The organism is Tateyamaria sp. 7Alg 36 (assembly GCF_059882455.1).
The window spans coordinates 2292664-2303634 of record NZ_CM187613.1; the positions used below are offsets into that span (position 1 = coordinate 2292664).

Annotated in this window: 11 protein-coding genes; 6 read left to right on the forward strand and 5 right to left on the reverse strand. The window is 59.6% G+C overall.

The features are described from left to right. Positions 1–3: 3 nt before the first annotated feature. A complete protein-coding gene (gene ubiG, locus AC6GQJ_RS11240) occupies positions 4–753 on the reverse strand; it encodes a bifunctional 2-polyprenyl-6-hydroxyphenol methylase/3-demethylubiquinol 3-O-methyltransferase UbiG (RefSeq protein ID WP_500768224.1) in 750 nt (249 codons plus the stop codon). Positions 754–802: 49 nt separating this feature from the next. Between ubiG and pip the strand changes: the two genes are divergently transcribed. The 6 genes from pip (at position 803) to infB (ending at position 8021) form a co-directional block, all read left to right on the forward strand. Further along, positions 803–1774, forward strand: coding sequence for a prolyl aminopeptidase (pip, locus tag AC6GQJ_RS11245; protein WP_500768226.1), 972 nt, complete (start codon positions 803–805; stop codon positions 1772–1774). Further along, positions 1771–2547, forward strand: a complete 777-nt coding sequence (locus AC6GQJ_RS11250) for an ABC transporter substrate-binding protein (protein WP_500768228.1) — start codon at positions 1771–1773, stop codon at positions 2545–2547. The genes pip and AC6GQJ_RS11250 overlap by 4 nt, the downstream gene beginning before the upstream one ends. A 139-nt stretch (positions 2548–2686) precedes the next feature. Continuing rightward, positions 2687–3268 carry a ribosome maturation factor RimP gene (gene rimP / locus AC6GQJ_RS11255; protein WP_500768230.1) on the forward strand — a complete coding sequence of 194 codons (582 nt, stop codon included), beginning with the start codon at positions 2687–2689 and terminating at the stop codon, positions 3266–3268. Further along, positions 3268–4890, forward strand: coding sequence for a transcription termination factor NusA (gene nusA, locus AC6GQJ_RS11260; RefSeq protein ID WP_500768232.1), 1623 nt, complete (start codon positions 3268–3270; stop codon positions 4888–4890). The genes rimP and nusA overlap by 1 nt, the downstream gene beginning before the upstream one ends. A gap of 22 nt (positions 4891–4912) precedes the next feature. Beyond that, positions 4913–5533, forward strand: a complete 621-nt coding sequence (locus AC6GQJ_RS11265) for an RNA-binding protein (RefSeq protein ID WP_500768234.1) — start codon at positions 4913–4915, stop codon at positions 5531–5533. Between the two features lie 7 nt (positions 5534–5540). Further along, on the forward strand, positions 5541–8021 hold the full coding sequence (infB, locus tag AC6GQJ_RS11270) for a translation initiation factor IF-2 (RefSeq protein WP_500768236.1): 2481 nt from the start codon (positions 5541–5543) through the stop codon (positions 8019–8021). 74 nt (positions 8022–8095) lie between these two features. On the opposite strand, the gene AC6GQJ_RS11275 is transcribed toward infB, so the two are convergent. From AC6GQJ_RS11275 to AC6GQJ_RS11290, 4 genes are all read right to left on the reverse strand, one after another. Next, a complete protein-coding gene (locus AC6GQJ_RS11275; protein ID WP_500768238.1) occupies positions 8096–8230 on the reverse strand; it encodes a hypothetical protein in 135 nt (44 codons plus the stop codon). Positions 8231–8336: 106 nt separating this feature from the next. Further along, on the reverse strand, positions 8337–8735 hold the full coding sequence (locus tag AC6GQJ_RS11280; RefSeq protein ID WP_500768240.1) for a (deoxy)nucleoside triphosphate pyrophosphohydrolase: 399 nt from the start codon (positions 8733–8735) through the stop codon (positions 8337–8339). 22 nt (positions 8736–8757) lie between these two features. Further along, positions 8758–9984, reverse strand: coding sequence for a bifunctional glutamate N-acetyltransferase/amino-acid acetyltransferase ArgJ (gene argJ, locus AC6GQJ_RS11285; RefSeq protein ID WP_500768242.1), 1227 nt, complete (start codon positions 9982–9984; stop codon positions 8758–8760). A 3-nt stretch (positions 9985–9987) separates the two neighbouring features. Continuing rightward, the gene (locus AC6GQJ_RS11290) at positions 9988–10827 is read right to left on the reverse strand and encodes a peptidylprolyl isomerase (RefSeq protein ID WP_500768243.1); all 840 of its coding nucleotides are present in this window, start codon (positions 10825–10827) and stop codon (positions 9988–9990) included. Positions 10828–10971: the final 144 nt, after the last annotated feature.

Sequence of the window (10971 nt, forward strand, 5' to 3'; positions counted from 1 at the left end):
TGATCAGGCGCGGGGTTTTACGCTGGCGGTGACGTAGTTCACGCTCAGATCACGGTCCGACAGGCTCCAGCCCCATGTCAGCGGGTTGAAAACGAAACCCTGACGGTCGACCGGTTCCAGACCCGCCTTGCGCAGCAGTTCGAACAGTTCGTCCGGTGTGATGAACTTGGACCATTCATGCGTGCCCTTGGGCAACCAACGCATCACATGTTCCGCGCCGATGATTGCCACCACATAGGATTTGGGGTTGCGGTTGATCGTCGAACAGACCTGCAAACCGCCCGGCTTCAGCAACTCTCGACACGCCGTCAGATAGCTGAGCGGATCGGCCACATGTTCGACCACTTCCATGTTCAGCACCACGTCAAACTGTTCGCCCGCTGCGGCCATGTCCTCGGCCGTGGTAAAGCGATAGTCGATATCGAGGCCGGATTGTTCCGCATGGACCTTGGCCACTGGAATGTTACGTTCGGCCGCGTCCGCGCCCACCACATCCGCGCCCAGCCGCGCCATCGGTTCGGACAGCAGCCCGCCGCCACAGCCGATATCCAGGATGCGCAGACCCGAAAACGGTTTGTCCGTGGTAAGATCGCGGTCAAACTCTGCGGCAATCTGGCGCGTGATATAGTCGAGCCGACATGGATTCAGCATGTGAAGCGGCTTGAATTTTCCGTTCGGGTCCCACCATTCTGCGGCCATCGCTTCGAATTTGGCGATTTCTTGTGGGTCCACGGTGGTTTGATGCGTTTGCATTTCGGTCTCCGTATGCTCAGGTGCAGTTCTAGCCCTATGTAGGTCAGTAATGGACAAACACAGTGACCAAAAGCGCGCGGTGCAATATCTGTACCCGCCGATCGATCCTTATGACCAACGTATGATGGACGTTGGGCAGGGGCACCGCATCTATGTCGAGCAGTGCGGCAATCCGTCCGGGATTCCCGTTGTTGTGTTCCATGGCGGTCCTGGTGGTGGGTGCAGCCCATCAATGCGGCGCTATTTTGATCCCGAAGTGTACCGAATCATCCTGTTCGACCAGCGCGGCTGCGGGCGGTCGCGGCCCCATGCGTCGGTGATGAACAACACAACGTGGCATCTGGTCGATGATATCGAGATGATCCGCCGCACGCTGGATGTCGACGCTTGGATCGTGTTCGGCGGCAGTTGGGGCGCGACTTTGGCGCTCATTTATGCCGAAACGCATCCTGCGCGTGTGCGCAACCTTGTGCTGCGCGGTGTCTTCCTGATGACACAGCGCGAGTTGGACTGGTTCTATGGCGGCGGTGCCGGTCGGTTCTGGCCCGAAGTCTGGGCCCGTTTTGAGGCGCTGGTGCCCGAAGAAGAACGCGGCGATCTGATCGCTGCCTATCACCGACGCCTGTTTTCAGGGGATATGGCGACAGAAATCCGTTATGCCCGCGCGTGGTCATCTTGGGAAAATGCGCTGGCGTCGATCCATTCCACTGGCATTGGTGGCGAGGCCCCCGGCGACTATGCGCGCGCCTTTGCGCGGCTCGAGAATCACTATTTCACCAATGGCGGATTCCTTGAGTTCGATGGCCAGATTCTGGCCCATGCGGACCGGATCAAACACATTCCAGGTACGATTGTGCAGGGGCGATATGACATGATCTGTCCACCCGAAAGTGCCTATGCCTTGTCCAAGGTCTGGCCTGCGTCGAACCTGAAAATGGTGCGCAGTGCCGGTCATGCCTTGTCCGAACCGGGAATTTCGGCTGAACTGGTACGCACCATGGACAGGATCGCAGGGAAATGACCCGAATAGACCGCCGCGCCCTTTTTACCTCCGGTGCTGCCGCTGCTTTGCTGGCGGCCACGGGTGTGTCTGCGGCCCCGCGCCGTGGCGGACGGTTGCGTGCGGCATTGGCGCGCCCGCTGTTCGATCAGGCGGTGACCGCGACAGTCTTTGATAACCTGACCGAAATCGCCGCCGACGGCACGTTGCGCGGGGATCTCGCGGTTGGCTGGTCCTCGGACGCCACTGCGCAGCGCTGGCAGTTCCACTTGCGCGAAGGCGTGCGGTTCCACGATGGCAGCGCTTTTGATGCCCAAGCGGTCACTGCATTGCCGATGGATGTACGCGCGCTTGGCACGCATGTGGTTGAAATCACGCTGAACGCGCCGAACCCCAATCTGCCCTATCTGCTGGCACATCCGGGGTACGAGTTGCGCAGCACCACAGGTGCGGGCACGGGGCTGTACCGCGTGCAAAAGCTGGATCAGGGGCGTCACTTTATCGGCACCCGCGTCAGCGATCACTGGAAAGAGCGTGCAGGCTGGTTCGACAGTGTCGAGTTCGTGCAGTTCAGCGCCGATGCGGTCCGTGCCGAGGCGTTGCAGGACGGCATGGTCGAGGTGGCGGATATTACCGCGCTGACCCCCGATGCCGACCCGCGCCATTTCCAGACATTGCCCGCAACGGCGGCCACGACGCATATCGCGTCGACCTCGGTTGTGGTGCCTCAAACCGTTGGTAAGTCGTGGCCGCTGGACAATCTGCGCATGGCCGAGAGGTGGTGGATGGCCTGACGGGCCTTGCATCAGACGGGCAAGCTGCGTATATGCCCTTTCAACAGCGGCGCGCTGGGGTCCAAACCCAACGCTCCACCGAGAAATATCAACGGGCCGCGCGCCCGTTTTTTTGTGCCTGAAAGATTACGAATACCCCATGTCAAACGACCTGATCGCAAAAGCAGCCATCGACCGACGCCTTGCCGAGATCATCACACCGGTGATCGAGGATCTGGGCTATGAACTGGTGCGCATCCGGTTGATGAGCGGCAAGGAAACGACGCTGCAAATCATGGCCGACAAGCCCGATGGCGGGATTGAGGTGGACGATTGCGGCGCGATTTCGACCGCTGTCAGCGCCACACTGGATGTCGAAGACCCCATTCTGGATGCCTACACGCTCGAAGTGTCGAGCCCCGGCATCGACCGTCCGCTGACCCGTCTCAAGGATTTCGATACGTTCGAAGGCTATGACGCCAAGCTGGAAACCGATGAACTGATTGATGGCCGCCGCCGCTTTAAGGGTGTGCTGGCCGGAATTGACGGTGACGAGGTTCTGATCAACGTCGCGGAAGGTACGATCGGGCTCAAGTTCGAGTGGCTGACCGAAGCGAAACTGGTTCTGACCGACGAGCTGATCAAGGAAATGTTGCGCCAACGCAAAGCTGCGGGCGTGCTCAAGGAAACCGAATTTGACGAAGTGTCTGAAGAAGAAGACACCACCGAGGAGAACGACTGATGGCCATTACATCTGCAAACCAGCTTGAGCTTTTGCAAACCGCCGAGGCGGTCGCGCGCGAAAAGATGATCGACCCGTCGCTGGTCATCGAAGCGATGGAAGAATCCCTCGCCCGTGCGGCCAAGTCGCGGTACGGCGCTGAAATGGACATTCGTGTTTCCATCGACCGCAAGACCGGTCGCGCCACGTTCACTCGCGTTCGCACCGTGGTCGAGGATGAGCTGCTGGAAAACTATCAGGCCGAATTCACCGTCGAGCAGGCCAAACAGTACATGGCAGATCCCGAAGTCGGTCAGCAGTTCATCGAAGAAGTACCGCCCGTTGAAATGGGCCGGATCGCCGCCCAGTCCGCCAAGCAGGTGATCCTGCAAAAAGTGCGCGAAGCCGAGCGTGACCGCCAGTACGAAGAATTCAAGGACCGCGCAGGCACGATCATCAACGCGCTGGTCAAACGCGAAGAATACGGCAACGTCATCGTTGATGTGGGCGCAGGTGAAGCGATCCTGCGTCGCAACGAAAAGATCGGCCGTGAATCCTATCGCCCGAACGACCGTATCCGCTGCTACATCAAGGATGTGCGCCGCGAACAGCGTGGCCCGCAGATCTTCCTGAGCCGCACAGCGCCCGAATTCATGGCCGAGCTGTTCAAGATGGAAGTGCCAGAAATCTATGACGGCATTATCGAGATCAAGGCCGTTGCCCGAGACCCCGGTTCGCGCGCGAAGATTGCTGTTATTTCCTATGACGGGTCCATCGACCCTGTCGGTGCCTGCGTTGGTATGCGCGGCAGCCGTGTGCAGGCCGTTGTGAACGAATTGCAGGGTGAAAAAATCGACATCATCCCGTGGAACGAAGATCAGCCAACCTTCCTTGTGAATGCGTTGCAGCCCGCCGAGGTCAGCAAGGTTGTTCTGGACGAAGAAGCCGGCAAGATCGAAGTCGTCGTTCCAGAAGAGCAGCTGAGCCTTGCCATTGGCCGTCGTGGTCAGAACGTGCGTCTGGCCAGCCAGTTGACTGGTCTGGACATCGACATCATGACCGAAGCCGACGAATCGGCGCGCCGTCAAGCCGAGTTCGAACAGCGCACCAAGCTGTTCATGGACAATCTCGACCTTGACGAATTCTTTGCACAATTGCTGGTTTCCGAAGGGTTCACCAACCTCGAAGAAGTCGCCTATGTCGAAGTGGACGAACTGCTGGTCATCGACGGTGTGGACGAAGACACCGCCGCCGAATTGCAGGCCCGTGCCCGCGATGTGCTGGAAGCGGCGGCCAAGCAGGCGCTTGAAAACGCGCGCGCTTTGGGTGCCGAGGACAGCCTTATTGATTTCGACGGCCTGACACCCCAAATGATTGAAGCACTGGCAAAAGACGACGTGAAAACGCTCGAAGATTTTGCAACCTGTGCGGATTGGGAGCTCGCTGGCGGTTGGACGACTGTGGACGGCGAACGCCACAAGGACGAAGGGACGCTGGAATCCTTTGACGTATCCTTGGAAGAGGCGCAGCATCTGGTTATGACTGCACGCATCATGCTGGGTTGGGTTGATCCCGCCGAGCTGGAAGCCGAAGAAGGCGGCGAAGACGTAGACGGCGATACCGTTGAGGAGTCCGAGGCCTGATCGCAGGCCTCGGGGCAACAACATGGGTCGCGGTGGCGCTTCAAAAGATCGGTCGGACGGACCTGAACGCAAATGTATTGCGAGCGGAGAGGTTCAGCCGAAATACGGGCTGATCCGTTTCGTGGTCGGTCCAGAGACGCAAATTGTACCGGATATCGCGGGCAAATTGCCTGGTCGTGGTATCTATGTTGCGGCGGATCGTGCCGCGCTGGACAAGGCGGTCGCCAAGAAATTGTTTGCACGGGGCGCCAAGATGCCCGTGCAAGTGCCGGACGACCTTGTCGGTGAAGTGGAACGCCAATTGGCGCGACGCGTTATTGATCTGATCGCCCTGTCCCGCAAGTCGGGGCGCGCGGTCGCAGGGTATGAAAAAGTAAAGGCTTGGCTTCAGAATGAAGAGGCGCAGGTGCTGATACAAGCGGTTGATGGGTCCGGACGTGGCAAGTCCAAACTTAGTACACCGCACTATGGAACGTATATCGGCTGGTTGACAGCGGATGAGTTGGGTTTGGCCTTTGGGCGCCAAACTGTGATACACGGCGCGCTGGCCTCTGGTGGACTCACGCAACGTGTTGTAGAGGAAGCCAACCGTTTACGCGGTGTGCGCGAAAATGAAGGCGGCAACGGCCGCTTGGAAGGATAGACGAGCTTTGAGCGATACTGACGGGAAAAAGACACTGGGTCTGCGCAGCGGCGCGCGTCCGGGCAATGTGAAACAAAGTTTCAGCCATGGACGCACCAAGAATGTCGTCGTCGAAACGAAACGCAAGCGGGTCGTTGTACCCAAAGCTGGCGCGGCAAAGCCTGCTGCGACCAGTGGGCCGTCCGTGGGCGACCCAAGCCGCCGTCCGGCTGGTATTACCGACGCCGAGATGGAGCGCCGTCTGAAGGCGGTTCAGGCTGCCAAGTCGCGTGAGGCCGAAGAGGCTGCAGAACGCGAAGCTGCCGAAAAGGCCCGCGAAGAAGAACGCGAGCGTCGCCGCGCCGAGATCGAGGCGAAGGAACGCGAAGAGAAAGAGCGTGAGGAAAGCCTCAAGGCGAAAGCCGAGGAAGAAGCACGCAAAGCCGCCGAAGCTGTTGCTGCCGCGCAAGCTGCTGCTGCACCGGCGGCCAAGCAGGAAGACGCCGCCAAACCGGCACAGCGTCAGGCCCCTGCCACGGCAGCGCCCCGCAAGCAGGATCGCGATCGCGATCAGCGCAACGCACGCCCCAACAAGGGCGACGATGGCCGCCGTTCCGGCAAGCTGACATTGAACCAAGCGCTTTCGGGCGGTGAAGGTGGACGCCAGCGGTCGATGGCCGCGATGAAGCGGAAGCAGGAACGTGCACGCCAGAAAGCCATGGGTGGTTCGGTTGAGCGTGAAAAGGTCACGCGCACCGTCAATCTGCCAGAGGCGATTGTCGTGTCCGAGCTGGCCAACCGTATGGCGGAACGCGTCGGTGACGTGGTCAAATCGTTGATGCAGATGGGCCTGATGGTCACGCAGAACGAAACCATTGATGCCGACACCGCCGAACTGATCATCGAAGAATTCGGCCACAACATCCAACGCGTTTCCGACGCGGACGTCGAAGACGTCATCAAGGAAATTGTGGACGACGAAAAAGATCTGCAATCGCGTCCTCCGGTCATCACGATCATGGGTCACGTCGACCACGGCAAAACCTCGTTGTTGGACGCGATCCGCAATGCGAAGGTTGTCGCGGGCGAAGCGGGCGGAATCACGCAGCATATCGGCGCCTATCAGGTGACAACCGATGGCGGGCAGGTTCTGTCCTTCCTCGACACTCCTGGCCACGCGGCGTTCACGTCGATGCGGTCCCGCGGTGCACAGGTGACGGACATCGTCGTGCTGGTTGTTGCGGCGGATGACGCTGTGATGCCGCAAACGATCGAAGCGATTGCGCACGCCAAAGCGGCCAAGGTACCGATGATTGTTGCCATCAACAAGATCGACAAGCCTGCGGCCAACCCCGACAAAGTACGTACCGACCTGCTGCAACACGAGGTGATCGTGGAAAAGATGTCGGGCGAAGTGCAGGACGTCGAAGTGTCTGCGATCAGCGGCCAAGGTCTCGACGACCTGCTGGAAGCGATTGCGCTGCAGTCCGAACTGCTCGAACTCAAAGCGAACCCCGACCGCGCCGCCCAAGGTGCCGTGATCGAGGCGCAGCTTGATGTGGGCCGCGGTCCTGTTGCCACCGTTCTGGTGCAGAACGGGACATTGCGTCAGGGCGACATCTTTGTTGTGGGTGAGCAGTACGGTAAGGTCCGTGCGTTGATCAACGACAAGGGCGAGCGTGTCAAAGAGGCCGGTCCGTCGGTCCCTGTTGAGGTTCTGGGCCTGAACGGCACACCCGAAGCGGGTGACGTTCTGAACGTGACCGAAACCGAAGCGCAGGCGCGCGAGATCGCGGAATACCGCGCCAACGCCGCCAAGGACAAACGCGCAGCGGCCGGTGCGGCAACGACTCTTGAACAGCTTATGGCCAACGCCAAAGCCGACGAGAATGTCAGCGAACTGCCCATTCTGGTCAAAGCCGACGTGCAGGGTTCTGCCGAAGCGATTGTTCAGGCGATGGAAAAGATCGGCAACGACGAGGTGCGCGTGCGCGTGCTGCATTCGGGTGTCGGCGCCATCACCGAAACAGACGTGGGTCTGGCCGAGGCATCCAACGCGCCGATCATGGGCTTTAACGTCCGTGCAAACGCATCCGCCCGTAACACCGCCAACCAGAAGGGCGTCGAGATCCGGTACTATTCGGTGATCTATGACCTTGTGGACGATGTGAAAGCGGCGGCCTCCGGTCTGCTGAGCAACGAAATCCGCGAAACCTTTATCGGCTATGCCGAGATCAAAGAGGTCTTCAAAGTGTCCAACGTCGGCAAAGTCGCCGGCTGTCTGGTCACCGAAGGCGTCGCGCGCCGCTCTGCTGGTGTGCGTCTGCTGCGCGACAACGTTGTGATCCACGAAGGCACGCTGAAAACGCTCAAGCGCTTCAAGGACGAAGTGGCGGAGGTTCAGTCGGGTCAGGAATGCGGTATGGCGTTCGAGAACTACGACGATGTGCGTCCGAAAGACGTTATCGAGATCTTCGAGCGGGAAGAGATTTCGCGCTCTCTCGACTGATCGTCATCACCAGACAAAGAAAAAGGGGGGCAGCGAAAACTGCCCCCCTTTTGCATGTCCGTCTGAAAGTTATCTCAGGCGACTTGCGATATCGGTTTGCCGGAATACTGCTCTCCGTCAACGCGGACGGTCATACGCCCGTCTGGCAGCGTTTTAACGTACAGACCCTGAACCAGAATCGAGGTACCCAAAGATATAGTCTTAAGCATTGCCTTCTCTCCCCAGAAAAAACCTGCCTTAATTAGGCCGCAAAATTGTTAACTTGTCATCAACAATCATGCGGAAATCCTAAAATTTGTGCGACTTATGTACGGATCAAAGCCAATCGCGCAGGATCGGGATCAGCGGAATGTCCGCTGGCGGCATGGGATAAGACCGTAGATCGTTGGGACGAACCCATTTCAGGGTCTGTCCTTCCTTCGGTTGCGGCGTGCCTTCCCATTTCCGGCAGGCAAACAGCGGCATCAGCAGGTGAAACGAATCATAGCTGTGACTGGCAAAGGTCAGGGGTGCGAGGCATGATTGCCACGTGTTGATCCCAAGTTCTTCTTGCAACTCACGGATCAGCGCGGCCTCGGGCGTTTCATTCGCTTCGACCTTGCCACCCGGGAATTCCCACAGGCCCGCCATGGACTTGCCTTCGGGGCGCTGCGCCAGCAGCGCCCGTCCATCCGTATCAATCAGCGCTACCGCCGATACCAGTACGACCTTCACAGCGAACGCCTCCGCCAGACAATCACGACCGGTAGTCGGCGTTGATGTCGATATAACCGTGGGTCAGGTCGCAGGTCCAAACCGTGGACGATCCTGTGCCCATGCCGCAATCAACGCGGATACGGATATGCTCGCCCTTCATATGTGCGGCGGCGTCGGCTTCAACATAGGTGGGGCTGACCCAACCGTTTTCTGCAACCAGAGTGTCACCGAACCAGATCGACAAGGTGTCCCGATCCGCGGGGGCGCCCGATTTGCCAACGGCCATCACGACGCGGCCCCAGTTGGGATCTTCGCCAGCAATCGCCGTTTTCACGAGGGGGGAGTTGGCAATCGACAGGCCGTGTACCTTGGCGCTGGCATCGTCCTGCGCGCCGGTGACAGTGATTTCGACAAACTTGGTTGCCCCTTCGCCGTCCCGCACCACCTGATGGGCAAGGTCCAGCATTACGTCGCCTAGGGCCGCTTTGAACCCATCGTCGTCTGAGGCATCCACGCCGCTGGCCCCTGTGGCCGCGACGATCAGGCTGTCCGAGGTCGACGTGTCACTGTCGACGGTGATGCAGTTGAACGTGGTGTCACAGATGGCGCTGGTCATTTCCTGCAGCGCGTTTTGGTCCACTTTTGCATCGGTAAAGATATAGACCAGCATCGTCGCCATATCCGGCGCGATCATGCCGCTGCCCTTGGCAAAGCCCGCGATCTTGACCTCTTTTCCGTCCACTTTAACGGTCGCTGTAGCGCCTTTGGCATAGGTGTCTGTGGTCATGATCGCCCGCGCGGCATCCTCGATCCCGTCGGGGGACAGTGAGGCGTTCAACTCGTCCAACTTGGCGGTGATCCGGTCGAAGGGCAGGGGTTCACCGATGACGCCCGTGGAGGCAGTGAAAACCCGCGCCGCAGGGACTTCGGTGGCCTTGGCCGTGGCCTCCACAATCGCGCTGACAGCCTCGCGGCCGCTGCGCCCTGTGAAGGCGTTCGAGTTGCCGGAGTTCACCAAGATGACCGCCCCTGCATCGCTGGCACCGCCCAGTTTGTCCTGACAGTCCAGAACCGGAGCGGAGCGCGTGGCAGAGCGGGTAAACGTGCCGGCGATTGCCGTGCCTGCGGCGCATTTGGCCAACATGACATCCGTTCGCCCAGCATAGCGCACACCCGCCGCAACAGCGGCGAATGTCACCCCGTCAATGACGGGCAGGTCGGGAAATTGCGCAGGCGCGAGGGGGGAAACCTTGGTGATTTTGGCCATGGATCAGTCCACCAGCGACAGGTCTTGCAGTACGGAGGGATCGACGCCTTCCGCACCGGCACGGTCAATGGTGGCCTGCGCAGTCAGTTCTTCGATCCGCGCCTCAAGGGCGGCAGTACGCACTTCTTCTTCGATCTCGCCGCGGACTTCATCGAGGGTCGGACGATCCTTTACGCGGGTTTCGTTGAGCGTGATAACGTGCCAGCCGAATTGCGTTTGCACGGGGTCGGACACTTCGCCCACTTTCAACTCAAGCACAGCCGCCTCAAAGCTGGGGACCATCGCGCCTTCGCCGAACCAGCCAAGCTGACCACCATTCGGGCCGGATGGGCCTGTGGATTTTTCACGCGCGACAGCGGCGAAATCCGCGCCACCTTCAACTTCTTCTTTCACGGCAAGGGCGGCATCCTCGGTTTCCACAAGGATGTGGGAGGCGTTATATTCCTTGGTCTCTTCTGCCTCGGAATAGCGCGCCTCGTAAGCGGTCTGGATGGCCGCAGGCGTCAAGGCATCTGCAAGCACCAGTTCCAGCGCCTCGCCAGCGGTCAATGAGCGTGTTTCGTTCTCAAGCGACAGTTGCGCGCGGTTGGGCAGGTCACCCTCATAGGACTGCGCCAGCAGTGTTTGCTGCACCAGTTGTTCGAGAATGCCATTGAACAGCACTTCGGCGGGCAGTTCCTGAAATTGGGCGGGCAAAGTCGCACGGGCGACGATCATGTGACCGACGGTGATGTCGGTGCCATTCACTGTTGCCACCACTTTGTCGGCGTCCTGGGCTGCTGCGGGCAGGGCCATGGCGGCGACAAAGCCCAAAGCGGGCAAACAAAGCAGGTGTTTCATCATCAATCAGTCCTTGAGATAGGCACGCAGGGCTGCGTGCATTGACACGGTTTGGTGCGACCCTTACATCGCCCTATGGACGTGGCCGGGGCCGAATTTTGCCCTTTCGTTATCTATGGGCTTGGCGCACGCCCGGCAAGCAAGTTG

Coding starts and splice junctions, on each gene's coding strand:
- AC6GQJ_RS11250 (WP_500768228.1), top strand. CDS start 1,771: ATGACCCGAATAGACCGCCGCGCCCTTTTTACCTCCGGTGCTGCCGCT.
- AC6GQJ_RS11265 (WP_500768234.1), top strand. CDS start 4,913: ATGGGTCGCGGTGGCGCTTCAAAAGATCGGTCGGACGGACCTGAACGC.
- ubiG (WP_500768224.1), bottom strand. CDS start 753: ATGCAAACGCATCAAACCACCGTGGACCCACAAGAAATCGCCAAATTC.
- rimP (WP_500768230.1), top strand. CDS start 2,687: ATGTCAAACGACCTGATCGCAAAAGCAGCCATCGACCGACGCCTTGCC.
- argJ (WP_500768242.1), bottom strand. CDS start 9,984: ATGGCCAAAATCACCAAGGTTTCCCCCCTCGCGCCTGCGCAATTTCCC.
- nusA (WP_500768232.1), top strand. CDS start 3,268: ATGGCCATTACATCTGCAAACCAGCTTGAGCTTTTGCAAACCGCCGAG.
- AC6GQJ_RS11275 (WP_500768238.1), bottom strand. CDS start 8,230: ATGCTTAAGACTATATCTTTGGGTACCTCGATTCTGGTTCAGGGTCTG.
- AC6GQJ_RS11290 (WP_500768243.1), bottom strand. CDS start 10,827: ATGATGAAACACCTGCTTTGTTTGCCCGCTTTGGGCTTTGTCGCCGCC.
- pip (WP_500768226.1), top strand. CDS start 803: ATGGACAAACACAGTGACCAAAAGCGCGCGGTGCAATATCTGTACCCG.